At 63.1% G+C, this 26,935-nt stretch carries 9 protein-coding genes and 2 pseudogenes; 5 read left to right on the plus strand and 6 right to left on the minus strand.

Annotated features, from left to right (window positions below):
- Positions 1-4 precede the first annotated feature (4 nt).
- On the minus strand, positions 5-15,832 hold the full coding sequence (locus MF607_RS19360) for a calcium-binding protein (protein WP_242121806.1): 15,828 nt from the start codon (positions 15,830-15,832) through the stop codon (positions 5-7).
- A gap of 170 nt (positions 15,833-16,002) precedes the next feature.
- On the opposite strand from MF607_RS19360, the gene MF607_RS19365 reads away from it, so the two are divergent.
- Positions 16,003-17,232 (plus strand): glycosyltransferase family 4 protein, encoded by a 1,230-nt coding sequence (locus tag MF607_RS19365; RefSeq protein ID WP_242121807.1) that lies wholly within the window; start codon positions 16,003-16,005, stop codon positions 17,230-17,232.
- Positions 17,233-17,326: 94 nt separating this feature from the next.
- Here the strand turns inward: MF607_RS19365 and MF607_RS19370 are convergent, their stop codons facing one another.
- From MF607_RS19370 to MF607_RS19380, 3 genes are all read right to left on the minus strand, one after another.
- Positions 17,327-17,485, minus strand: coding sequence for a hypothetical protein (locus MF607_RS19370; RefSeq protein WP_242121808.1), 159 nt, complete (start codon positions 17,483-17,485; stop codon positions 17,327-17,329).
- A 279-nt stretch (positions 17,486-17,764) separates the two neighbouring features.
- Positions 17,765-19,549: an ATP-binding cassette domain-containing protein gene (locus tag MF607_RS19375; protein ID WP_242121809.1), complete on the minus strand. Its 1,785-nt coding sequence runs from the start codon at positions 19,547-19,549 to the stop codon at positions 17,765-17,767.
- Positions 19,550-20,267: 718 nt separating this feature from the next.
- Positions 20,268-22,235, minus strand: coding sequence for a putative bifunctional diguanylate cyclase/phosphodiesterase (locus MF607_RS19380; RefSeq protein WP_242121810.1), 1,968 nt, complete (start codon positions 22,233-22,235; stop codon positions 20,268-20,270).
- Between the two features lie 262 nt (positions 22,236-22,497).
- Between MF607_RS19380 and MF607_RS19385 the strand changes: the two are divergent.
- The 3 genes and pseudogenes from MF607_RS19385 to MF607_RS19395 all read left to right on the plus strand — a co-directional run.
- Positions 22,498-23,350 (plus strand): annotated as a pseudogene (locus MF607_RS19385) (integrase core domain-containing protein); the annotation flags it as partial.
- A 182-nt stretch (positions 23,351-23,532) separates the two neighbouring features.
- Positions 23,533-24,290 (plus strand): IS5 family transposase gene (locus tag MF607_RS19390; RefSeq protein ID WP_148291698.1). Its coding sequence is split into 2 segments (ribosomal slippage): positions 23,533-23,866 and positions 23,866-24,290, totalling 759 coding nucleotides; the frame shifts between segments, so codons are not numbered across the junction.
- Positions 24,291-24,735: 445 nt separating this feature from the next.
- Positions 24,736-24,897 (plus strand): annotated as a pseudogene (locus MF607_RS19395) (IS5/IS1182 family transposase); the annotation flags it as partial.
- A gap of 26 nt (positions 24,898-24,923) precedes the next feature.
- Here MF607_RS19395 and MF607_RS19400 read toward each other — a convergent pair.
- Together MF607_RS19400 and MF607_RS19405 are read right to left on the minus strand one after the other, a co-directional pair.
- The gene (locus tag MF607_RS19400) at positions 24,924-25,481 is read right to left on the minus strand and encodes a GAF domain-containing protein (RefSeq protein ID WP_242121811.1); all 558 of its coding nucleotides are present in this window, start codon (positions 25,479-25,481) and stop codon (positions 24,924-24,926) included.
- A gap of 659 nt (positions 25,482-26,140) precedes the next feature.
- Positions 26,141-26,395, minus strand: a complete 255-nt coding sequence (locus MF607_RS19405) for a hypothetical protein (protein ID WP_242121812.1) — start codon at positions 26,393-26,395, stop codon at positions 26,141-26,143.
- Between the two features lie 84 nt (positions 26,396-26,479).
- On the opposite strand from MF607_RS19405, the gene MF607_RS19410 reads away from it, so the two are divergent.
- Positions 26,480-26,857, plus strand: coding sequence for an IS5 family transposase (locus MF607_RS19410; RefSeq protein ID WP_242121813.1), 378 nt, complete (start codon positions 26,480-26,482; stop codon positions 26,855-26,857).
- Positions 26,858-26,935 lie beyond the last annotated feature (78 nt).

The following is a 26,935-nucleotide window of genomic DNA, read 5'->3' on the forward strand; positions in this document are numbered from 1 at the left end:
TCCATTACAGCACGAAATCACCTGCGCTGAGCGACGTCGCGTAGACGAGGAACGCGAAGTCGGCGACGCCGTCACGATTGCTGTCGCCCTGCACCAGCAGATAGCCGTCGGCGGCCGCCTGGTAGCGCAGCTCGAACGTCGTGTGGGTCGTCGTCGTGAACGCGGCGGTGCCGATGAAGGTGAACGCCTGGTTCCCGCTGGCGCTCGACGGATCGATCGCTGCCAAGTCGATGCGATCGCCGTCCGCCGCGACGAAGTCGGTGATCCGGTCGAGCAGGTCGGCCGTCCCGAAGTCGCTGACCTTCGTAAACACGAAGCGATCCGCCCCCGTACCGCCGGTCATCACGTCACCGCCGGTGCTGCCGGTCAGCACGTCGCTGCCCGCGCCACCCTCCAGCGTATCGTTGCCGCTACCCGACGACAGCGTGTCGTTGCCGTCGAGACCCTGCAACAGGTCCGCACCGCTGCCGGTCGTAATCGTATTGCTGAGGGTGTTGCCGATGCCGGTGAAGGCCTTGCTGCTCGAATAAACGAGCTTCTCGACGTTGGCGCCCAGCGTATAGCTGAGCAGCGAGGTGGTCACCGTATCGGTGCCCTCGCCCGCCGCCTCGACGATCACGTCGCCGGCATTGTCGACGACATAGCTGTCGTCGCCGGTGCCGCCGGTCATCGTGTCGGCACCGACCCCGCCACTGAGCGTATCGTTGCCTGCACCACCGGTCAGGGAGTCGGCATATTTACCGCCGGTCAGGGCATTGGCGACGTCGTTGCCGATGCCGGTGAAGCCGGTGGTTCCGTTATAGCTCAGGCTTTCGAAATTGGCGGCGAGGGTGAAGCTGGCAAGCGAGGTCACGACCGTGTCGGTACCGCCGCCGACCGCCTCGACGATCACATCGGCCACGTTGTCAACATAATAGGTGTCGTTGCCGACGCCGCCGTCCATCGTGTCGGCGCCGCCCCCGCCGTTCAGCGTGTCGTTGCCGACCAGGCCATAGAGCAGGTCGTTGCCGCTGCCACCGGTCAGCGCATTGGCCAGTTCGTTGCCGGTGCCGGTGAACGCGCCGGTGCCGGTGAACACGACATTCTCGAAATTGGCGGCGAGCGTGTAGCTGCTGCGCGCGGTGCGCACCGTATCGCGGCCGGCATTCGCCGCCTCGACCAGCACGTCGTTGCCGTCAAGGACATAGACGTCGTCGCCGAGCCCACCCTCGAGCGTATCGTCGCCGGCACCCCCGTCGAGCGTATCGTCGTCGCCCTCGCCGACCAGCGAGTCATTGCCCGCCCCGCCGATAAGGTTGTCGTCGCCGGCACCGCCGCGCAGCGTGTCTTTGCCGCTGCCGGCGGTCAGGGTGTTGGCCGATGCGTTGCCGGTGCCGGTGAACGCTGCGGTGCCGGTATAGGTGACCGCCTCGAAATACAGCGCCAGCGTCCAGCTCGACAGGCCGGTGACGATCGTGTCGGTGCCGCCACCCGACAGTTCGACCAGCGTGTCGGTGGTGGTGTCGACGACGTAGGTGTCGTTGCCCGCCCCCCCTTCCAGACGGTCGACGCCGGCGCCACCGTCGAGCGTATCGTTGCCCGATCCGCCCGACAGCGTGTCGTGGCCCGCGCCGCCGGTCATGCGGTTGCTCGACGCATTGCCGGTGCCGACGAAGCTGGCGGTGCCGGTATAGACGAGGTTTTCGACATTCGCGAACGAGGCGATGGTCAGGCTGCCGAGCGCGGTGCGGACCGTATCGGTGCCCCCGCCCGAGGATTCGACGACGATGTCGGTCGACAGATCGACCTCATAGGTATCGTCGCCGGTGCCGCCGATCATCGAATCCGCACCGGTCCCACCGATCAGCGTGTCGTTGCCGGCCCCACCGCTCAACGTATCGGCCAGCGCGCCGCCGGTGATGACGTTGGCGAGCGCATTGCCGGTACCGACGAAGCGCAGGCCCCCGGTATAGGTCAGGTTTTCGACATTGGTCAGCGACGCGATCGAATAGGTGCTGATCGTCGCCACCGATCCGCCGGGCAGGTCGGCCTTGACCGTGTCGATGCCACCGCCCGCCGCCTCGACGATCACATCGGCCGCATCCTCCACCCGGTACAGGTCGTTGCCGGTGCCGCCGGTCATCGTGTCGATGCCGTCGCCGCCGTCGAGGATGTCGTTGCCGGTGCCGCCGATCAGGACGTCGTTGCCGTTACCGCCGTCGAGGCTGTCATTGCCGCCCGGCCCGCCATCCAGCGTGTCGTTGCCGCCAAAGCCGCGCAGCGTGTCGTCGCCCTCGCCACCCACACGATTGTCGGGGGCGTCGTTGCCGTCATAGACGATGCCGGTATTGCCGTCGCTGGGTACCAGATCCTGATCGGTGAAGCGCAGCAGTTCGACGCCGGTGATCGTATCGTCGCCATCGGGACCGAGGCCACCACGATTGTCGACGACGCGGAAGACGCCGGGCGATTCCTGGGTGATGGTATAGTCGGCGCGGACCGAGGAATAGACGGCGATGTCATAGCCATTGCCGCCATCGATCCGGTCGTTGCCGCCGCCGCCGACCAACCGGTCGTCGCCGCCTCCCCCCAGCAGCACGTCGTTGCCGCCGCCGGCCTCCAGCGTATCGGCACCACCGTCGTCGCCGCCGGTCAGCGTGTCCGCCCCCGACGATCCGGTAATGCGGTCGTTGCCGTCGCCGCCATAGAGGTTCGCGCCGCTGCCGCCGATCGTGTCGTCGCCGGCCCCGCCGTCGAGCCATGCGCCGGCCCAACCGCTCAGTTGATCGTTGCCCAGCCCGCCGAGCAGCGTGCCGGTCCCCGACAGCGTGTCGTTGCCGGCACCGCCATCCATGCGGTTGGCACCGTCATTGTCGCTCAACACGTCGTTGTCGGCCCCGCCGTCGAGCGTGTCGTCGCCCGATCCGCCGCCCAGTGTGTCGTTGCCCGCACCGCCCAACAGGCTGTCGTGATTGGCGTCGCCGTTCAACAGGTCGTTGCCGATGCCGCCATCGATAGTGTCGTTGCCGAAGCCGCCGGTGACGGTGTCGTTGCCGGCCCCGCCGATCAGGCTGTCGGCCCCGTCGAAGCCGTCGATCAGATCGTCGTCGTCGCCACCATCGACCGTGTCGTTGCCGGCCCCGGCGAACAGCGCGTCATAACCGGCACCGCCCGCGATCGAGTCATCGTCGTTATAGCCGAAGATGCGGTCATTGCCGACCGCGCCGATCAGCGTGTCGTTGCCCGATTCCCCGAGGATATAATCGTCGAGCGCGGTGCCGGTCAGCGCATTGGCGCCGTCGTCGCCGTGCAGCACGCTGCCGCCGACCGCGCCTTGCGTCACATCGGCGAACTGGATCGTTTCCATGCCGGTCAGGAAATCGGTGCCGCCGCCACCGCGATTGTCGATGACGTACAAGCCGCCATCGCCCGCCGCGACGGTGAAGTTGGCGCGCACGCCGCCGATGATGGCGCGGTCGGTACCCGCCCCGCCGATCAGCGTATCGCTGCCATCGCCGGCGGTCAGCGTATCGTCGCCCTCGCCCCCGTCGAGCAGGTCGTTGCCGCTGCCCGCGGTCAGGATATCGGCCCCGTCGCCGCCCGACAGCGTGCCGCCGCCGCTCAGCGTGTCGTTGCCGGCATCGCCCGACAGGACGCCGAAGGCCGACAGCACGTCATTGTCCGCCCCGCCCGACAGCGTGTCGATGCCCGAACCGCCGGTCAGGATGTCGTTGCCATCCTCGCCATACAGCGCGTCGTCGCCGGTGCCGCCGTCGATCGTGTCGGCATCCATGCCGCCATAGATCAGGTCGTTGCCGGCATCGCCGAACAGGCTGTCGAGGCCCGAACCGCCATAGATGCTGTCGTCGTCGCCGCCGCCACGCAGCGTGTCGTTGCCGCCGCCGATCGTCTCGACGCTCAGCACCGGACCACCCATCGGCAGACCGGTGACCGGATCGACCGGTTGGGTGATGGTCAGGTCGCCACCGGCCAGAATATCCTCGCCGATTCCGCCCAAGATCGAGTCATTGCCGGTGCCGCCGACGACCAGATCGTCGTCGTCGCCCCCGTCGAGCAGGTCGTCGCCCGCCTCGCCATAGATGCGGTCGGCTTCGGTCCCGCCGTCGATGCTGTCGTTGCCGGCACCGGCAAGGATACTGTCCTCCCCTGCCAGGCCGCGGATCGAGTCATTGCCGCCTTGGCCCTCAAGGGTGTCGTCGCCCGATCCGGCGAAGCGCGGCCCCGACGGGTTGATGACGTTGACCACGCCCGACGACGAACCGGTGGTGATATCGCCAATCGTGTCGTTGCCCGATCCGCCGCGCAGATAGACGCCCGGATTGGCCTTGGCGATGTAATCGGCATCGTCGAAGCGCAGCACGCGGACATTGGTCAGCGTGTCGGTGCCCTCGGGCGATCCGGGGCGGTTGTCGGTCACGGTGACGACGCCGTTGCTCTCGGTCACGGTGAAGTCGTTGCGATTGCCGTAATAGCGGACGATGTCCGGGGTCAGCGCCCCCGATCCGCCGCCGTCGATCGTATCGTTGCCGCCATTGCCGGCCAGGAAATCGCCGCCGCTGCCGCCATCGATATAGTCGTTGCCGGCACCGCCCGAGATGAAGTCGGCACCGCCGCCGCCGAGCAGCGAATCCTCGCCATAATTGCCGTAGATGGCGTCGTCGCCCTCGCCACCGTCCAGCGTCTGTGCGCCGTCGATGCCGCCGGGCGCAGTGCCGTACAGCGTGTCGTTGCCGGCATCGCCATAGCCGACGGCACCGGTATAGACGCCGAGCACGTCATTGCCGGCTTCCCCGCGCAACATGCCGTAACCGGTGATCGCGTCGTTGCCGTCACCGCCCAGCGCGTTGCCCGATCCGATCCAGATCGTGTCGTTGCCGGCCTCGCCCAGCAACTGGCCGCTGCCCGACAGGACGTCGTCGCCATCGCCGCCGCTCAAGCTGCCGTCGCCAGAAAGCGTGTCGCGCCCGGTACCGCCGATCAGTTCGTCGGTGCCGCCGCCGCCGGTGATGACGTCGTCGCCCTCGCCGCCATCGGCGCGGTCGTTGCCGCTGCCGGCATCGATCGTGTCGTTGCCGAGACCGCCGTCTAGGCTGTCATTGCCCGCCCCGCCGAACAGCTGGTCGTCGTCGCTGCCGCCCAGCAGCGTGTCGTTGTCGGCCCCGCCGTCGAGCACGTCATAGCCGACACCGCCGTCGATCAGGTCGGCGCCGCGCCCGCCGAAGATGCGGTCGTTGCCGCCCAGACCGAACAGGCGGTCGTCGCCCTTGTCCTGATCGGGATCGTCGATCCCGTTGGCCGGCGCGGTGACCCCGGCGGGCAGCCCCGCGCCGCTGATCGAGTCATCCAGTTCGGTGCCGGTCAGCGTGTCGTTGCCCGCCGATCCGGTGAACACCATGCCCGCCGTCGTCGCCGACAAAGCGAAGGCGGCGTTGGTGAAGCTCGCCCGTTCGATGCCCGACAGGCGATCGGTGCCGAGGTTGCGGCGATTGTCGACGACGAAATAGCCGCCATTGCCGTCGCGGACGACCGATGCGGTCTCGCGCGCGATCTCGAACGAGGCGGTATCCTCGCCATCGCCGCCGACCAGCGTATCGCTGGCATCACCGCCCGACAGCCAATCGTTGCCGGTGCCGCCGATCAGGCTGTCCGCGCCCCAATTGCCATAGATCGCGTCGTTGTCGGCCCCGCCGTCCAGCGTCTGCGCGCCGTCGATCCCGCTCGGCGACCAGCCCGACAGCGTGTCGTTGCCCGCCCCGCCGGTGCCGGTGCCGCCGGTCCCGACCAGCAGCAGATCCGCGCCGGTCCCGCCGTCGAGCGTGCCGAAGCCGGTGAGACTGTCGTTGCCGGCATCACCCGACAACAGGCCCGTACCATAGAGGCGATCGTCATTGTCGCCGCCATAGAGCGAACCGTTGCCGTTCAGCGTGTCGTTGCCGGTGCCGCCGAGGATGCGGTTCAACCCGCCATAATCCTCGACCAGATCGGCGTCCGCCCCGGCATCGATCGTATCGTCGCCCAGACCGCCATAGACGGTGTCGTTGCCGTCGCCAGAGCTGATCGAATCCGTGCCGGTACCGCCGTCGATATAGTCGTTGCCGGTGCCGCCGGTCAGCGTATCCGAACCGGAATCGCCGGTCAGCACGTCGTTGCCCGCCCCGGCATCGATGATGTCGTTGCCGTCGTCGCCGCCCAGGCGGTCGTTGCCAGCCAGCCCGGTGATGGTGTCGTTACCGCTGTCGCCGATCAATATGTCGTCGAACGCGGTGCCGGTCAGCACCAGCCCGACATTGCTGCCCGGCAGCGTCTGTTCATCGCCGCTGTCGAACTGGAGCAGCTCGACGCCATAGACGCGGTCGGTGCCGTTGGGGCTGCCGCTGCGCAGGTCCTGGACGGTGATGCTGCCGTCGCTGTTGTTGACGATGCTATAGTCCGAGCGGCGGCCGTTATAGACCAGCTTGTCGAAGCCCGACCCGCCATAGACGGTATCGGCCCCGCCGCCGGCCCAGATGGTGTCGTCGCCCGCACCGCCGAGCAGCGTGTCGCTGCCGCTGCCGCCGGTGATCGAGTCCGCCCCCGATCCGCCGTCGAGCAACAGGTCGGTAGCATAATAGCCCGACAGCGTGTCGTTGCCGTCATTGCCCTGTCCGCTGCCGCTCGACACATAGACGACGTCGTTGCCGTCGCCGCCGCGCACCAGCCCCGATCCGCTCAGCGTGTCGTTGCCGCCCTCGCCGTCGAGGACGCCGCTGCCGGTGATGCTGTCGTTGCCAAGACCGCCGAGCAGAGTTCCATTGCCACCGATCGTGTCGTTGCCCTCACCACCCGACAGGATGTTGCCATTGTCGGCATAGTCGGTGATGCGGTCGTCGCCCGCGCCGCCGTCGATCGTGTCGGCGCCCGCGCTCTGGACGATGGTGTCGTTGCCGTCGCCACCAGCGATGCTGTCGCCGTCCGCGCCGCCATCGATCCAGTCGGCGCCGATGCCGCCGTCGATCGTGTCGGACCCGGCCTCGCCATAGACGACGTCGTTGCCGGCGCTGACGGCGACGCTGTCCGCGCCGGTCCCGGCGACGATACGGTCGTTGCCGGCCGCGCCGTCGATGCTGTCGTTGCCGTCGCCGCCGGTGATGCTGTCGTCGAACGCGGTGCCGGTCAGCCTGTCGCCAGCGGTCGTGCCGGCGACGACGATGCCGGTATTGGCGGCGGTCACGTCGAAATCGAGGTCGGTGAAGCGCAGCGTGGTGATGCCGCGCACCTGATCGGTACCGTCGACACCGCGCCCTTCACGGTTGTCGGCGACGATATAACCGCCATTGCCGTCACGGATGACCGAGGCGAAGGCGCGCGTCCCGCTATAGAGCGCGACGTCGTAATCGCCGCCACCGACGATCGTGTCGTCACCATCGCCACCGTCAAGCGTGTCGTTGCCCGCCCCGCCGTCGAGGCTGTCATTATCGATCGTGATACCGCCACCACGTCCGCCCGACAGCGTGTCGGCCCCGTCGCCGCCCAGCAGCGTCTCGCGCGTGCCATAGAAGCCGATCAGGCGATCGTCGCCCGCCCCGCCGTCCATGGTGACCGGCCCGCTCCACGGATAGGCGGTGGAGAGGGTATCGTTGCCCGCCTCGCCATAGGCGATTCCCGACACGATGCCGATCGCGTCGTTGCCGATCCCGCCGAGCAGCGTCCCCGACCCCGACAGCGTGTCGACGCCGTCGCCACCGATCAGCGTGCCGTCGCCCGACATATTGTCGTTGCCAACGCCACCGTCGAGCAGCCCGCTGCCCGAAAGTGCATCGTTGCCGATGCCGCCCTCCAGCGTGCCGGTTCCGATCAGCGTATCGTCGCCGGCATCGCCCGACAGGCGGTTGCTGCCGAGGCTGTCCTCCAACCGGTCGTTGCCGGTGCTGCCGCGCAGCGTGTCCGACCCGCCCTCGCCATACAGCCAGTCGGCGTCGTCGCCACCGTCGAGCACGTCCTGACCGGTGCCGCCCCACAGCGTGTCGTTGCCCTCGCCACCCTCCAGCGTGTCGCGGCCCGACTGGCCGTAGAGCACGTCGTTGCCAACGCCGCCGCGCACCGAGTCATTGCCGAACCCGGCATCGATGATGTCGAAGCCGGAATTGCCATAGAGCGTGTCGTCGCCTGCCAGATTGGCCGAGGTGATCGTCGCATTGGGGATGCGATCGTCGATGCCGGCCGAATCCTGCCAGAAGATGCCCGGCGTGCTGACCAGCGCATATTCGTCGTCGTCGAACTGGAGCAGCTCGACCCCCGACAGCGTGTCGGTGCCCAGCGGACTGCCGCTGCGCAGATCGGTCAGGATCGTGGTACCATTGGCCCCGGCGGTGATCGAGAAATCGGCCATCCGCCCGGCGACGCGGACCACGTCCGACCCGCTGCCGCCGTCGACGCTGTCGGCCCCGGCGCCGGCGAACAGGATGTCGTCGCCCGCCCCGCCCAGCAGCGTGTCGGCGCCCGCGCCACCGTCGATCGTGTCGCTGTCGGCCCCGCCGTCGAGACGGTCGGCCAGCGCCGATCCGCGCAGGCTGTCGTTGCCGGCATCGCCGGTCATCTGCACGCCCGCCCCCGCCGAGCTCGCGTCGAGCGTGTCGTTGCCGGTCCCGCCCGCCGCGGTGCCGCTGTAGAGCGCAATCGCGTCGTTGCCGTCGCCACCGTCGAGGCTGCCCGACCCGTAAAGCTGGTCGTTGTCCGCCCCGCCCAGCAGGGTGCCGGTGCCGCTCAGATAATCGTTGCCCGCACCGCCATCGATCCGGTTGGTGCCATAGAGGTCGGTGATGGTGTCGTTGCCGGCGTCGCCCAGCAGTGTGTCGTTGCCGGTATCGCCCTCGATCCGGTCGTCGCCCGCCCCGCCCGAGACGGAATCGTCGCCGCCATTGCCGTCGATCGTGTCGTTGCCGCCCAGCCCCTCGATCGTGTCGTTCGAGTTCGACCCGGGCAGCGAGTCCGCCGCCTCGCTGCCCTGGATCAGCAGGCCGATGCCGCTCGGCGAGATCGACGGGGTGAAGTTGTAGAGCGTCAGTTCCTCGGAGATGGAGGTGTCCATGTTGCGGAGGATCGCGATCGTCTTCCATCCGCTGGACGTACCGGCGGCGTCGAAATCGGCCTGCAGGAACAACTCGCCTGCCGCGCCCAGCAGGCGCATATGCCCGGTCAGGAACGGGTTCTGCCCGGCGGTGTAGTTGCTGAAATAGGCCATGACGTTCGACACGTCGAGCACGTCGCCACCCGCGCCTGCGGTAAAGTTCTGGATGACGTCGGCGGTAGTGCCCGCATAATAGCGCAGGGGATAACCGCTCAGCCGGAACACGTCCTGACCGGCACCGCCGTCGAGCGTGTCGACGCTATCGTCCTCGCCCAGCCCTTCGAAGAAATCGTCGCCGGCCTCGCCGAACGCCTGCCCGCGCACGATGCTGAACGTGTCGTCGCCATCGCCGCCCGAGATAGTGTTCTGGCCATATTGGTCGCGGAACCAGTCATTGCCGTCGCCGCCCGACAGGCTGTCGTCGCCCTGCCCGCCATCGATCCGGTCGCGGCCCGCGCCGCCGGTGATGGTATCGCGGCCCATGCCGCCATCGATCGTGTCATCACCGCCCAGCCCGTCGATCCGGTCGGGGCTGCCGGTGCCGTCGATATCGTCGCCGAACTGGGTGCCGGTGCGGACCACGCCGACCGGGCCGACGCCGTTCGCGAAATTGTCATAGTTCAGCGCGGTCGCGACGACATTCTGCAACCGCGCGACCGTCTGCCACCCAAGCGTGGCGGCGGTGCCGTCGTAATCGACCTGCAACAGCGTGTCGGCACCGTCCTGCAACAGCCGCATATGGCCGGTTTCGAACGGATTGCCGCCGTCGAGCCCGGTCATGTAGTTTCCGTCGAGGCGGATGATGTCGCCACCGGTGCCGGCGGTGAAGTCGGTGATGACCGTCACCCCTGTCCCCGCCGCCGGGTAGCGCAGGTGATAGGTGTAGAAGGCATAGGTATCGCGGCCAAGGCCACCGGTCAGCGTGTTCTGGGTCGGATCGCCGCCGTCGCTATAGCCGACATAGTCAAAGTAATCGTCACCATCGCCGCCATCGATGACGTTCCGACCACCGCCATCGGAGAGGCGATCGTTGCCCGCGCCACCACTGATCGAGTCGTTTCCGAAATTGCCGTCGATCGTGTCGTCCCCGGCCCCGCCCACCAGGCTGTCATTGCCGTAAGAGCCGTCGATCGTATCGTTGCCCGCATCGCCGACGATGGTGTCGTTGCCGTTGTCGCCGTTCAGCGAGTCATTGCCCGCGCCGCCAACGATGCTGTCATTGCCGTTGCTTCCGCTCAACGTATCGTCGCCGAGGCCGCCGGTCAGCGTATCCGCGTCGTTCGATCCCGTGGCCCGATCGTCACCGTCGCTGCCCAGCAACGACTGGCCCGTGCCGTCGGTGCTCCAGCCACCGGTGAAGTTCACCGCCTGGAACGCGGCGGGCAGGACGTTCTGGAACCGGACGATCGTCGTCCACGCATTGCCGCCGCCGTCACGGTCGATCTGCAACAACGTGTCGGTACCGCCATCGGCGGTCAGGCGGAGATGCCCGTCGGTCCATGGATTGACCGTGCCGTTATAATTCTGAAGCTGCCCGAACAGCACCGCCAGATCGAACACATCGCCATTCGCCCCAGTCGCGAAATCGGTGATCGTCAGCTTGCCGAGGTTGGTCGAATTATACAGGACATAGCGATCCTGGCCGAGGCCGCCGGTCATCGTATTGTCGGACGCGTTGCTGCCGTCGCTATAGCCGACATAGTCGAAATAATCGTCGCCGTCGCCGCCATCGAGGACGTTCTTGCCGGCACCGTCATACAGGCGGTCATCGCCCGCCCCGCCAAGCACCGTGTCGTTGCCATAGGATCCGTCGAGCGTATCGTTGCCGGCGTCGCCCGACAGATAATCGTCGCCATAGGAACCATCGAGCGTGTCGGCACCGTCGCCGCCGATCAGCGTATCGTTTTCGGTATCGCCATAAATCGCATCCCGGCCCTCGCCGCCGACCAGGCTGTCATTACCGGCCCCGCCGCGCAGCTGATCGTTGCCGGCATCGCCCGACAGCGTGTCGTTGCCCTGTTCGCCGTACAGCCAGTCGTCGCCATCGCCACCGGTCACGGCGTCGTGACCGCTGTTTCCGTCGATCGTGTCATTGCCGAGGCCACCGTTCAGCGTATCGCCGTCGCCGGTGCCCGCGATCACATCGTCATGGGCCGATCCGGTGATGGCGATCCCCGTCGCAGTCGGATCGTAACCCTGATCGCTGATCCGGAAATTGTCGCGGGTGAAGGTCGCACTTGCCTTGCCGGCGAAGGTGATGAGGTCGACCCAGGTCGCGCCCCCGGTGGCTCCGTTCCAGTCGACCTGCAACACCCGGTCGCTGCCGCTGACCACCAGTCGCAAATAGCCGGTCGCGAACGGATTGGTCCCGGCGACATAGCCGGTCCAATAGCTGGTAATCGATGCCAGCGAGACGATATCGCCGTCCACCCCGACCGCGAAATCGGTGATGCGGTCGGCAATGACATTGCCGGGGTTCAGCCCCTCAAGGACATAGGTGTCGCGTCCATCGCCGCCGGTGATCGTATCGACGCCGCCATTATAGCTGTAGCCGATATAGCGGAACACATCGTCGCCGGCTCCGCCCAACAGGACGTTCGCGCCGGCGGAGTCGTCGATCGTATCGTTCCCGTCGCCACCGAAGATAGTATCGTTACCGGTATGGCCGTTCAGGCTGTCATTGCCGCTGCCGCCATCGAGGCTGTCATTGCCTTCGCCGCCATACAGATTGTCCCTACCCGCGCCGCCGATCAGCGTGTCGAGACCCACCCCACCGTCGAGATAATCATTGCCCGTGCCGCCGGACAGGAGGTCGTTGTCAGCCTCGCCATAAAGGGCGTCATCATCCTCGCCGCCGTCGAGCGTGTCGTTGCCGATGCCGCCGAACAACTGGTCGTTGCGCTCGCCGCCGCTGATCGAGTCCGCGCCTTCGTTGCCGTAGAGCGTGTCGTCGCCATAGGCGCCGTTGATCGTGTCGTTGCCGGCCAGCCCCGAATAATTGTCGCGGCCTGCGCCGGTGAAGCTGTCGGCGCCGGTCGTGCCGCTTTGCACCGCATAGACGCCGGTCGAGCGCAGGTCGGGGGTGAAATTGTCGGGCGTCAGCGCGGTTGCGGTGACGTTCTTCAGCAGCAGATATTGCTGGAAATTGTCGCCGCCGCCATTCTGGTCGAAATCGATCGCGGTATCGCTGCCGACCTGGCGCAACCGCATCCAGCCACCCGAGATCAGCTTGGTCGCATCCATACCGGTGCCGCCACCCAGCGACAGCCCGGCTTGATCGAGGACGATCAGGTCGCCGCCACTGCCGGTGGCGAAATCGGTGATCGTGCTGACGATTGGGGCCTGGTTGAACAGGTAATAGAGATTGTAGCGGTCGCGCCCGGTGCCGCCGCTATAGCTGTCATTGCCCTGAGAATGGCCGACATAGTCGAACCGGTCGTCGCCGGCGCCGCCGCTGAAACTATCCGCGCCGTAATAGTCGCCGAAACTGTCGTCACCGTCGCCGCCGACGAAGCTGTCGTCGCCATAGGAATAACCGAAGCTGTCATCCCCGGCCCCGCCGTCGAAGGTGTCGTTACCCTGTTCGTAGCTGCTGAAGGTGTCGTCGCCATCACCGCCCGACAAGCTGTCATTGCCATTCTGCCCGACCAGCGTGTCGTTGCCCGCCCCGCCGAGCAGCGTGTCGTTGCCCTCGCCACCGTCGAGATAGTCGTTGCCGCTGCCGCCATCGATGCTGTCATTGCCGTTGCCGCCATAGAGCGAATCCTCCCCACCCAACCCGGAAAGGGTGTCGCCCATCGGCGTCCCCTCGATCCGCTGGTTGTTGGCGTCACCGGTCAGCGTCGCGCCGGCAAAGCCCGGACGGAACCACGCCGTGAAATTATCGGCGGTGAAGGCCGACGGGTTCGTCACCCCTTCGAACCGGGCGATCGTCCGCCATGCATAGCCGGTGCCGCTGGCGTCGTTGTCGACCTGTAGCACGACCGCGCCATTGTCGGTCGTGAAGCGCAGATAGCCGGCGGCGAACGGATTGGTCGACGGGTCCCAGTTGTAGAAATAACCGGTGTCGATCTGCAGCCGGTCGCCCCCCGCCCCGGTCGCGAAATCGGTGATGACGGTCATTCCCGCAACCGTCGTCGGATAGGCCGAGAGGAGATAGGTATCGCGCCCGGCCCCGCCGGTCACCGTATCGGACGATCCATAGCCATATTCGCTATTGAACGTGTCGTCGCCGTCGCCCAGATCGACCGTCGCATTGCCGGCATAGCTGTAATAGCCGCCCTGCACGCTGTCGTTGCCAGCGCCCGCCACGACCGTATCGTTGCCGAAATAGGCGATGATCGTGTCGTCGCCATCGCCGCCGATCAGGCTGTCGTCGCCCTGACCGCCATCGACATAGTCGTTGCCGGCATCGCCCGACAGCGTGTCGTTGCCGCCTTCGCCATACAGCCGGTCGTCGCCGGTGCCACCCTCGACATCGTCGTCGCCTTCATTGCCGTTAAGCGAATCATTGCCGTCGCCGCCCAGCAGCGCGTCGTTCTGATAGCCGCCATAGAGGTAATCGTCGCCGGTGCCGCCATCGATGCTGTCCGCGCCGGACCCGCCGTTCAGCGTGTCGTTGCCGCCCAGCCCGGTGATGGTATCGCCGTCGTTGGTGCCGTTGATCTCCTGCGCCAGCGCGCTGCCGCTCAGCACCAGTCCCTGCGCATTGGGGGCGAAGCCCAGCGTGAAATTGTCGCGCGTAAAGGCTGCGGGCGCGATCCCTTCGAAGGTCAGCCAGGTCGCCCAGCTATTGCCGCCGCCATCCTGGTCGATCTGGAGCAGCGTGTTGCTGCCGCTCGCGACCAGTCGCAGATGCCCGGTCGTGAACGGGTTCGCGCCGGTGGCGAGGCCCGAGAAGTTCCAATAGCCATCGATGACGTCGCCACCCGCGCCGCCTTCGAACCCGGCGATCGTGTCGGCGCCCTGATTGGCATAGTAATAATAGGTGTGGAACGTGTCGCGCCCCGCCCCGCCGACGAAGCGGTCCGCGCCGGCGCCATAGCCGACATAGTCGAACCGGTCGTCGCCATCGCCGCCGACCAGCGTGTTGTTGCCTTCTACATCGTAGAAATAGTCGTTGCCGGCACCGCCCAGCAGGCTGTCATTGCCGGCATTGCCATACAGCGTGTCGTTGCCGTCGCCGCCCGACAGCGTGTCGTTGCCGCCGCCGCCGTTCAGCGTGTCGTTGCCCGCCCCGCCGTCGAGGCTGTCATTGCCCAGATCGCCGTTCAGCACGTCATCGCCGACGCCGCCCGACAGGGTATCGGCGACCAGCGACCCGTTCAGCACGTCGCGCCCTTCGCCGCCGGTCAGGACATAGCCCTTGTCGGCGGGCGCATAGCCGATGAAGTTGGCGGCGGTCAGCGCGCTGGCGGTCACGCCGTTCAGTTGCAGCACCGATACCCAGCCAAAGCCGGTGCCCGCCCCGTCGCGATCATATTGGAGCAGCGTGTTGCCGCCCGATTGGAGCAGCCGCAGATAGCCGGTCGCGAACGGATTGGTGCTCGAATCCCAACCCGACAGATAATAGGTGACGTCGTTCAGGTTGATGACGTCGCGGTTCTCGCCGCTGCCGACGGTGAAATCGGTGACGATGTCGGTATGCTGGTTCGCGCCATAGGCATACAGACCCCAGCCATCGAGGGTCAGCGTGTCGTTGCCCGCGCCCAGCGTGATCGTGTCCGCACCGCCCGCCTCGGCCCGGCCGGTACCGACATAGCGGATCTCGTCATCGCCCGCGCCGGCATTGATGACGTTCGCGCCGGCATTATCCTCGAAGATATCGTCGCCGCCGCCGCCGATCAGCGTGTCGTTGCCGACCCCGCCAAGGATGGAATCGCGTCCGTCGCCGCCATCGATCGAGTCGTTGCCATACCCGCCGATCAGCGTATCGGCCATCGATCCGCCGCGGATCGTGTCGTTGCCGCCACCGCCGTCGATCCGGTCGGCAAAGGCCCCGCCGTCGATCACATCGTTGGAATCGGTGCCGGTCAGCGTGTCGGCGAGCGGAGTGCCGGTGATCGTCTCGCCCACCCCGGTCGGGCTCCAGCTCGGCGCGAAATTGCTCGCCATCAGCGCGGTGGCGGTGACGTTCTTGAGCACCAGCAGCGTCTTGATGCTATGCGCGGTGCCACTGGCGTCGATATCGACGCGGATCAGCGTATCGCTGCCTGACTGCACCGCCGACAGGAACCCGGTGAGGAACGGATTGCTGCCCGCGCTATAGCCGATCAGGTCGTTGACGACTTCGGACAGGTCGATGACGTCGCCCGACACGCCGGTGGTGAAGTCGGTGACGGTGTCGGCGAGGAAGCTCAACGGGAAATTGCGCACGCCATAGCCGTCGACGCGCAGCGTGTCGCGACCTGCGCCGGTGGTGATCGTGTCGGCGCCACCGGTGCTGCCGCCATCCATATAGCCGACGCCGTTGAAGGTATCGTTGCCGGCCCCGCCATCGAGCACGTTGCTGCCGCGATAATCCTCGATCCAGTCGTCGCCCAAGCCGCCGCGTACGGTGTCGTTGCCGTCATTGCCGTATAGCACGTCGCTGCCGTCGCCGCCGTCGATGCTGTCGTTCCCGGCATTGCCGTACAGCGTGTCGTTGCCGCCATTGCCGGCGATACTGTCGTCCGAGGAGGTACCGGAATAATTGTCGCCACCGGTGGTGCCGCTATAGTTCGCCATCTGCCATCCCCCACGTCCGACGGCATGCCCCCTGCCATCGCCTTCACCCGACCCATTGCCGGAAACGCGCGACATAATGGTTACTTGAATGTAAATTCTCAATAACTTTAACTGTCTATTGACAGGACATTATTCGTTTATTTGCATCTACCCCAAATGGAGTATTGTGGTTGGACATATTGTTCGTTCACCAGAACATGCCGGCGCAGTTCAAACATCTTGCCCCGGCACTGGCGGCATCGGGAAAACATCGCGTCGTCTTCGTAACCCGCGGGAAAGGCGTCGATATTCCCGGCGTCCGCTGCGTCGGGTACGAAGCGCCACGTCCGGCCAATCCGACCACCCATCACTATGTCCGCCTGTACGAAGCCAGCGTCCGCTATGGACAGCAGGTCGCGCGGACGCTGCTCCGGCTCAAACGCGAAGGATTCGTGCCGACGATCGTGATCGGCCATCCGGGCTGGGGCGAGATGATGTTCGTGCGCGACGTGTTTCCGCGTGCGGTGATCCTCAGCTATGCCGAATTCTATTATCATGGCGCCGGTGCCGATGTCGGCTTCGATCCGGCGCAGCCCGCCGATCTCGACACCGTATGTCGCACGCGGGCGCGCAACGCGCATCTGCTGCTCAGCCTCGACATGGCCGATGCCGGCATCGCGCCGACCGAATGGCAGCGCAGCCGCCATCCCGCCATCTACCAGCCCCGCATCCGCACCATCTTCGACGGGGTCGAGACCGATGTGGTGAAGCCCGATCCGGCGGCGCGCTTCCGCCTGCCCGACGGGCGGACGCTGTCGCGGCAGGACGAGGTCATCACCTATGTCGCGCGCAACCTAGAGCCCTATCGCGGCTATCCGTCGTTCATCCGCGCGCTGCCCGCGATCCTCGCCGCCCGGCCCAATGCGCAGGTCGTCATCACCGGCGGCGATCAGGTCAGCTATGGCGCCCCCGCCCCCGAAGGGCGGTCGTGGCGCGAGCAGATGGAGCTGGAGGTGCCGCTGACCACCGGCCCCTATGCCGACCGGGTCCATTTCACCGGCAAGCTGTCCTATGCGAACTATCTGTCGCTGCTGCGCGTCTCCAGCGTCCACACCTATCTGACCGTGCCGTTCGTGCTGTCCTGGTCGTTTATCGAAGCGATGGCGACCGGCTGCGTCATGGTCGCATCGGACACCGCGCCGGTGCTCGAATTCCTCGAACCCGGCATCAACGGCCATCTGGTCCCCTTCCACGACCCCGCCGCCATCGCCGACCGGATCATCGGGGTGCTCACCGATCGCGGCGATCACCTGCGGCTGCGCAAGGCGGCACGGGCGACCGCCATCGGCCGCTGCGCGCTGTCGGTCTGCCTGCCGCGCCAGATGCAGCTGGTTGAGCAGCTGACCGGGGTGTCGGTGTAGGCCAGCGGCAGGAAGCGATAGACGGTGCTGCGTGAAATCCTCAGGTCGCGCGCGATATGCGCCGGCGATCGGCTCGATCCGTCCCCGACAAATGCTAAATCAAAATCTCGGGTCCGACAGATCGGACGGGGACCAAGCGAGCTTCGAGTTCGGCGATGTATCTGGCGATTGCCTGACGCGACGGATGGTCGTTCAGCCGATCGATGATATGTTTGGCGCGGGCAATTTCACGTTGAATGGCGGTCTGTTGCATACTCGTCTCCGGCCCCCCGAAAACAGACCGTCGCTCGTGCCGGATTAACGTTAAAAATGCGTTAATTTCCTATTCTTGGATTCCCGATCGCTCATCGGAGCGACTGATTTCGTTTCATATCGGGACTGCCAGCACACGACATGGCTCCTTTAATCTGGGTCTAATACAAAAGGTTGAAACAGCCACCTAACTGATTGTCATTAGTAAGCTTTAATCAGGACGGATGTTTTTGGTCTTGGCATAAGTCGGGGAAGGCATATTGCCGAAGGTATCGAGACATCAAGCCGCCAACGCTTTGACGTCGAGATCGTTAGCGGCCGCGGTAAGGCCGGCATCGCGGGCAAGCATTGCAAAGGTACCACCACGCGCAATCAACTCGTCGAAACCTCCTGTTTCGACCATTCTTCCCTGATCTAGAACGACGATCCGGTCCGCGGAACGGATCGTCGAAAGACGGTGGGCGATGATGAAGGTCGTTCGGCCTTGCCGAAGACGATCGAGGCTTTCTTGAAGTCGAGCCTCCGTCGCGACATCCAGTGCGCTGGTAGCCTCGTCGAGCAGGAGGATCGGAGCATCTTTCAGCAACGCACGAGCAATGGCAATGCGCTGGCGTTCGCCGCCGGACAGCCCCTGCCCCCGCTCTCCGACGTTCGCAGCATAACCGCCTTCCTTGCGAATAATAAACTCGTGGCAACCCGCCAGCTTCGCTGCGTTCTCTATTGCGACCATCGCCGCGTCCGGGTTACCGATAGCGATATTCTCTGCGATGGTCCGATTAAATAAACCCGCTTCCTGAAACACGACACCGGTAGATGCACGAAGCGAGGCGAGCGACACGCCTTTAATGTCCTGCCCGTCGACCAGAATCCGTCCTTTGTCGGGGTCGAACGCACGTTGGAGCAGGCCGAGTGCCGTGGACTTACCTGATCCCGTCGGCCCGACGATTGCGATTGTCTGGCCAGGCTTGGCTTCGAAAGACAGGTTGCATACTTGCCCCGATCCGCCGGGATACCGGAATGAGACATTGTCGAAGGTTACATGCCCACGCTCCACGCGCAACGCGGGCGCGTTCGGTTGCTCTTCAATATGTGAACCTGCATCAAGAACCTCATAAAATTGCTCAAGCGATGGCAATCGTTGTGAGACACCAATGATGAACGATGTTAGTTGCTCAAGTCGCGATATCATCAGCGTCGCGAAACCTACGAAAGTTACAACATCGCCAATGGTTGCTAACTGCTGCCGGGCCAGCACAGTGCCAACTCCAAAGATCGCAACAATGGCGATCGACGATGCGCCGCGGGTGAGCACGGCGGACACCGCCCACCAGTTCAGCACAGGGTATTGAGCACGCAGTAGTTCGTGTAACGACGTACGGACCGAGCGCAGTTCGTCCGGCACCGCAAGGAAGCTCTGCAGCACCGTGACGTTGCCAAACAGGTCGCCAAGCTGGCCAGATATGTCCGTGAACCGGTTTTCAACGTTCTCCTGCCCTACCGACGTCCGACGCATCACTATAATATTTATTGCGGAATAACCACCTAGTAGTGCGATAAGCACAAGGGAAAGACGCCAGTTAGTCATTAACGCCACGGGTACGAGCGTGATCAAGATAACCGCATTCACGGTTTGCTCGCGAAGTAACGGCAGCCAAAGGCCGAAAAGATTATCGCATCCGGCAATCATGATGCGCATCAATCGCCCTGAGCGGGCTTTGAGATGAAACGCTGGCGGCAGGGCAAGCAAATGTTCAACGAAATGGGACATGGCGTTCAGGCGTCGCCGGTGTGCCATACGATCCGATACGAGCGAAATCACCATCGCACCGAAAAACCCAGCGAGGCTGGTAAGGCACCAGACGCCCACAAATGTAAGCGGGTTACTGCCCGCGGTAAGGCCATTGATAGCCCGCCCGAACAATACTGGTTCGGTGACTTGAAGGATCGCAACCAGGATACCAGCAGTCGCTAGCCCCATCGAGCGCCAACGCTCGACGCGGAGTTCGCCTATTGCACGAAGGAAGACATGACGTCGGCTCGATTTGCGATGGGCGGTGGCGGTCATGGCGCAACTCAACAGCTCGCTGATGGACAAAACGCGACCACTTCAATCGCGACCATCCTAAGCTAGCTTATCAAGGTTAACGCGAGGTTCCTGCATGGCATATGCCGCTCTGCACCAGCATGTGCGCATTATTGCCAAAGCCATCCATTGTTCCAGGCCTTCTCAACGCCGCAAAGCGACCTTGTGCAGTGCACAATGGTTGACGTCATATGACTCAAAAGCCAAACAGTAAAGTCTCGTCAGCCCGCTGAGCAGGGCATCCCTTCCAAGACGTCCTGGCTTGCGACTATCAAGCGCAACAAGGGTTGGCTTATTGGCAGCCTCGGTGCGGGAGCACTAGCGACACTCGCCCTATTTAGGGACGAAAGGTTTTCCGAAAACCCATGGGTTAACGGCGAGATGGCCCGCTTTCGATATTACGTGGCATCTCTCACTCGCCCGTGGAACCGGTACCCGGTTGCGGCGATCAGCGTCCTTGATACGGCCGCGCGCGTTTCGATAACGTCGTTCGAGCAGCAAACTATGCTAGCAGCGGCGGAAAAGGCGGCGGCGCGGATCATGCAAATTTCACGTGAAGGGTTGTCGCATAAGCCAACAGCACCGATCGATAGCAGAGCGGTTTCGCAAGTGATCCCAGCGTACCCAGTTGTTAGGACCTAACTGTCAAACGGCAACGTGCCATAAACTTCGAAAAAGTCGGACTCTGGCCAAGCGTTGATCATGCAATGCGCAGTTCGGAGGTGCGGCCTCGATCTGGTATCATGTGTGTCAGAAGCCACGCAGCTAGGTCGAGTGCCGGCATTGGTTTTGCAAAAAGATAACCTTGTACGCGTTGACAGCCGAGGTCAGCCAACCAAGCGAGTTGCTCTTCGGTCTCCACACCCTCTGCAACGCAGTCGAGCTCGAGGGTCCGGCACAGCGCCAAGACTCCGGAAAAAATGTTGCGCCCGGACGGTTCGTCCATGTTTTCGATAAAGCTACGATCCAGCTTTACCTTGTCAAACGGGAGGCGCCGAAGATGCCCGAGACTAGAATAACCAACACCAAAATCATCTAGCGCAAAACGTGCGCCAAGCGCGCGAAGCGATTGAATGCCACGAACTGCGGCATCGAAATCACGCATCACTGCCGTTTCCGTTAGTTCGAATGTAATTCGCCTCGGATCAACGCAGCTTTCGTTGATAAGATCAATTATACTGCCCAACGTAGGTACCGATGTAATGTCTTTCGTCGACAGGTTAAAGGACAGGCGAATCGAATGTGGCATTGCACTAAATTCGATAAGTGCCTTCCGAAATAGTGCTAGCGTCAGGTCGTTTATGATGTTTAGCTTCTCAGCGGCGACAATAAAACGATCAGGCGGTACTAGGCCGATGACCGGGCTTGTCCATCGGCCCAGCGCTTCGATCGACAATACATCCCCACTTTGTGTGCAGACAATAGGTTGGTAGCAAACGTGCAACTCGGTCTCGAAGTTGGCACTTACCAGTGCATTTTCGATTGCAATCTCCGACCGTATCCGGTTCTCATGTTCAAACGAAAACACTGCACAGCCGCCACGATCGTATGTCTTCATGTGGTAAGCAGCGTAATCAGCCCGATCAAAAAGCTCATGCACGGTACTGCCTGCTTCCGGAAAGACTGCAACGCCCCCGGAGCAACCGATCGTGATAGTCCGCCCGTCGATATAGAAAGGGTTGGCCAACGCTTTGCAAATTGTCTGCGCGGCTGTCTGCACATGGGTTGGTGGGTCAGCGAATAGCACGCCGAACTCGTCGCCGCCTAAACGGGCAAGAATGATCCGATCGCTCGTAAAGTTTGAAAGGCGCGCGCCTACCTCTACAAGCAGACGATCACCGCAGGCATGGCCATATGTGTCGTTAATTGCCTTAAAGCGGTCGAGGTCAAGGACCGCTATTGCCATCTGCCTGTTGTCCGTTTTCGCAGCTTGCAGCCATTCCTCAAAGCGGTTGAAGAAATGCCGACGGTTAGGCAATCCCGTTAACATATCGGTGTAGGCCAAGTGCCCGTTTTCGACGCTAAGGCGCTGCGTTTCTTCTTGCTCGCGAACCAGTTCCGCCTTTGAGCGGATCATGTTCGTGAATCCACGGAAGCCGTTCAACAGAACGCGAACCATCACCCCGGTCACCAAGGCGATGTTTAGCGCCATAGCAACGAACACAGGGTCCCCACGCCACAGATAGTAGACGAGATACGGCAAGGTCACGACCGCTGTGACGAGCATAGCTGCGGAAGGAAGGTGCGATAAACAAAAGATGCACCCTATAACGGTGGCAGCGATGAACAGCGCGACATGCCCATGCTGTTCGACGCCGCCATATTCGTTCATTAGCAGCGACCAAACCAGAAAGATGGCGCCCAGTACCCCCGCCAATACCGTGGTGCTAACTAGCTGCGCACGTGCAACTTCTACGCTGATTTCGCCGGTATCCGGCGCACGGAGCCAGCGAAAGATTCGCCAGCAGCAAGTGCTGATGAGTGCCCCCAGGAAACCGATCGTTGCCCAAAATGGAGCAAAGCCGTAGTGGGTGTACGTGACTGCGCAGGCGTTGAGCACGAGCAAGGTGTATAACAGCGGCACCTGTCTCTTGAGTTCGCCATATTGGGCGATCACAATATCTGGCTCGTGAGAGATTCTCAGCCAGTTTAGCATATCCTTTGCCATCGCCGATTGATGGCAGATTCGCGCTAAGGGACCGTAAACAAACGAGAACGTCGCTGCTGCGGCGCTATCGAGCAGAACGAGCAGGGAATGGTCCAGCTTCCAGACCCGAAACGGTTGGGTGCCCGTCGGCGGATCGTTCTCGCGCTGGCCGCCGCGGGTCTGCTGCTTACCTCGGCTAGCATACTCTACGTCGCGTGAGGCCTAGGTGTTTGATCCCACGGTTTGATGGTGCAATCCTTTCGTTGGAATGGAAGGATGCCGTATGGGACAGGTACGTCATGGGTGCGCCACGACCACGCACGCCGTCCGAGCAGCAATACAGCATGCCGCAAGCTTCGCTCGCGACGTTGAGCCGGGAGCTGGGGATCAACCCCAAGACGGTGGCGAAGTGGCGTAAGAGGGCGACGGTCGAGGATCTAAAAACCGGGCCGAAGGCCCCTCATTCAACGACCCTGACCGAGGCGGAGGAGGCAATGGTTGTGGCGTTCCGGCGCCACACGCTGCTGCCGCTCGACGACTATCTCTATGCGTTGCAGCCATCGATCCCGCACCTGACCCGCTCAGCGCTGCATCGGTGCCTTCAGCGACACGGCATCTCGCGCCTGCCGGACATCGAAGGCGACAAGCCAAAGCGGCAACGCTTCAAGCGCTACCCCATCGGCTTCTTCCACATCGACATTGCTGAGGTGCAGACTGCCGAAGGCAAGCTCTACCTGTTCGTCGGCATTGACCGCACCAGCAAGTTCGCGGTCACCCAGCTGGTCGACAAGGCCGATCGCCGGACAGCTTGGGAGTTCCTCGAACACCTGCTGAAAGCAGTGCCGTATCGCATCCACACGATCGAGCACCGGCTCACCAAGCCGAACCATCCGTGGACCAACGGACAAGTCGAGCGGATGAACCGGACCATCAAGGAAGCGACCGTCAAACGCTTCCACTATGAGAGCCACGACCAGCTCCGGACGCACCTCGCCGACTTCATGGCCGCCTATAACTTCGCTCGCCGGCTCAAGACGCTCAGCGGGCTCACACCCTACGAATACATCACCAAGATCTGGACGTCAGAGCCAGATCGGTTCATCCTCAATCCGATCCACCAGATGCCGGGACTAAACACCTACCTAACGCTCAAGAAACGCCTCACAGAGCAACTGCTATCGGTGGCGCTGTGGCAACGGAGGCTTGGCGCACAATCACCTTGGCAGACTGATGACCGCGAGCGATCGCCAGATCCTTAGAGTCAGGACCCATTGATGTGAGCGTCGCGATCTGATTCAGGCTCCGCAAGGAGACCGGGATGAGTGACCTGTTTTGGCTGACGGATGAGCAGATCGAGCGGCTGCGGCCGTTCTTTCCCAAGAGCCACGGGAGGCCGAGGGTAGACGATCGGCGGGTGCTGAGTGGCATCGTATTCGTCAATCGCAATGGGCTGCGCTGGCGAGATGCGCCCAGCGCCTATGGGCCACACAAGACGCTGTACAATCGGTGGAAGCGTTGGGGCGAGGCCGGTGTGTTCACGCGAATGATGGAAGGTCTGGCTGCAGCTGGCGCCGAGCCACAGACGGTCATGATCGACGCAACCTACCTCAAGGCTCACCGCACGGCATCGAGCCTGCGGGTTAAAAAGGGGATCTCGGCCGCCTGATCGGCCGCACCAAAGGCGGCATGAACACCAAGCTTCACGCCATCGCCGATGCGAACGGACGCCCCTTGAGCTTCTTCATGACCGCGGGCCAAGTCAGCGACTACACCGGTGCGGCAGCGCTGCTCGATGACATGCCGAAGGCGCAGTGGCTGCTTGGTGATCGCGGCTACGACGCCGACTGGTTCAGGGATGCCCTCCAGGCCAAAGGCATCCAGCCCTGCATCCCAGGCCGCAGGTCGCGCAACGAACCGGTCCGGTACGACAAGCGCCGCTACCGGCGTCGCAGCCGCATCGAGATCATGTTCGGCCGCCTCAAGGACTGGCGCCGGGTCGCCACCCGCTACGACCGCTGCCCGACCGCCTTCTTCTCCGCAATCGCTCTCGCTGCCACCGTCATCTTCTGGCTGTGATCAACGAGTCCTGACCCTAATCAACGAGTCCTGACCCTAGGCCGCCAGCCCCTTTCCACTACCACGATTTTCATCGCCCTGAGGGTCAACGCCGGTCGGGTCGAAAAAGTACCGTTCCCAGATGTCTCGGTCAGTCTCGTGGCGTGCCTCTCGCATCGCTTCGCGAACAGCGTTCTGAAGGTCGGCGGCATCTATCATCGTACGCCCCGTCATCATGTCCCAAGTTGGGACGGATGAATCGCCGTAACCGTATCAAAATAGGAATCCTATAGTATTTTTAGAATCGACGTTCGGCTGCCCCATAAGCGGGCCAGCTGACCATCGACCGTTCGTAACGCCGCTTCGCAGTCCACCGTCCGAGCATTATAGCGGCGACGACCGTCCCTTCTCGAAAACAGGGTTATGAATCTGCCCGCCCAGACATGGCCGCTAATCACGCATCTAGCCGGTCAGATACGGCAAACGGCGCTATTGGTGACGGAGCCGCATCAGGATCATGTTCGGAAGCTTCAAGAACGGGCGCCGCGTCGCAACTCGCTACGACCGCTGCCCTCTCACCTTCTTTTCCGTCACCAGCCTCGCTGCCATCGACCTCTTCGGACTGTAACCAACGGGTAATGCTTCCAGAATGGTTCAGATGAGAGGCGGGGATGATGCCCCAGGTGATATATTTCGATCTTGCGAGATTTGTACGATCCGCTCGGCAGCTTCATTAGCTGCGTTCATAATGACCTTGCGCTCCAGTTCCGAGATTGTAAGGCGCACTTTATCGTCTAGGACGCTTAGAACGCCAACAGGCAATCGTCCGTAAGGCCGAACCAGCGATGCTGCGTAAAATTTGAAACGCGCATTTTCACCGTTGATCCAGGGATTTTCCGCAAAGCGTTCGTCGCTACTGAGGTCCGGTATGACAAACAGTTCGTTCCCGGCGGCGAGCGCATGCCCAGACAGGGAGTTCTTTCGACTGTATGCACCGACCGAGAACCTATGGGCTGCGATCACATACTGGGTATCACCGTACAAGATCGACAGCAGCGACGATGTTCCGCGCACTAGCCTGCAAGCGTCTTCGCAAATCGCATTAAGCTTCGCATCGTCTCGAGCCTGAACTGCACCTGTGTCGACGACGGCGCGTTCGCGTTCCGCTTCGTTCGGGCCGGTAGGTGGTGGCGAAAATATGTAAACACTCACGGATTCAGCCTTAACTTCTTAGCGTTAGCCTTAGCCGCACCTTTTCGCTTCTATAACCCTCGATTATTTTAGAACTGTCTCAGTTCAAGACGATTGGATCTACCTGTCCAGTCTATAACTTGCCGATTTATTGAAACCTGTTCGGTTTTCGCAGACACAAGCACGAGGACAGTCGATGGGGGTCGTCACTGTCAATGCTCCGGGAGTGGCGTCCGTCTTGGCGCCATCTTCACCTAGCGGCGGTCAATGGCCCAAGGTGCGCTGATCGCGGAGGGTGCCGGGAAAGAGGTCGTGCGCGCATTCCAATACCGGGCGTTGCAGGCGCAAGTGAGTAAGTCGCATCGAAGCGAACGCGGAAACGGTCGCCGATAACCTTGAAGAGGCCGCCGATAACGTCACGAGCGAAGCAGCCGAAGCCAATCTCGGGAACACTGCAGAAGCAGTGCGCGCGACCGGCAAGAACCAGGCAGAAGACATGCGCACCCACGATGCCGACACGAATTTGAAGAACGGCATCTAACACTGCCGACTTCGGACCAGCCAGGCCGATAGGTGCCACGCATGGGAAGTCGGTTTGGAAAGGCGCTCGCTTCGCTGCGAGTGCCTCTTTCCATCTGTATCAATAATTGTTGGTGCTAGGTCGCGTGGACAAAATCAGGTCATGTGTTGGGGCGCGGCGTAAAAGGCGGACGATCGCCCATCAAGATGCCGACCTTCGCGCTCAGGTGGACTGGCAACGCCTGGACCAGCCCAAACATTTCATCGTCAGGTAGCGCTTTGAAGATCAGTACGATCAGGCCATCACCGTCTTTTTCGCTCGCCATGGGAGGATAGCCACGCTCTTTAAGGTAAGCGACGGCAGCAGCCTCGTTCTCTGGCAGAACGCTGAACCTCGTCGGTGTTGGCTTCTCCATTTCGTTTGTTTGCCGCCTATTTGGCGTTCATGCAATTGACGCCGTCTCTCTCCGTTGATTCAAGGCTGTCTTTTGGAGGCAGGTTTGAGCCGGGGCGATCTCACCGAGGCGGAATGGCGCATCCTGAAAGACTTGCTGCCGATCGAGCGCAAGAACCGGAGTCGGGGCCGACCTCCCGAACAGAACCGTTCCATTATCAACGGCATACTCTGGCGGCTGCGATGTGGTGCGCCGTGGCGCGACGTGCCGCCGAAATACGGGAACTGGAACACCATCTATCGCCGGTTCCGTCGATGGAGCGAGGCTGGGGTCTGGGAGATCGTGGGGGTGACGCTGGCCGAGATCATGGCGGATACCGGCCACTACAGCATCGACAGCACCACGGTCCGCGCCCACGTCTCGGCAGCGGGCGGAAACGTATGGCTCGCCCCGTCGGCAAGCGGTTTGTTTCTGACGATCTGAGCAGTCTGCGAAAACGTATCCGGCCTTTCAGCATGGAGCCGTTGGCCAAGATGGAGATCCGCGCGTCCTGGTCCTCAT

The organism is Sphingomonas lacusdianchii, assembly GCF_022664395.1.
In the GTDB taxonomy this organism is placed as follows: Bacteria; Pseudomonadota; Alphaproteobacteria; order Sphingomonadales; family Sphingomonadaceae; genus Sphingomonas; species Sphingomonas lacusdianchii.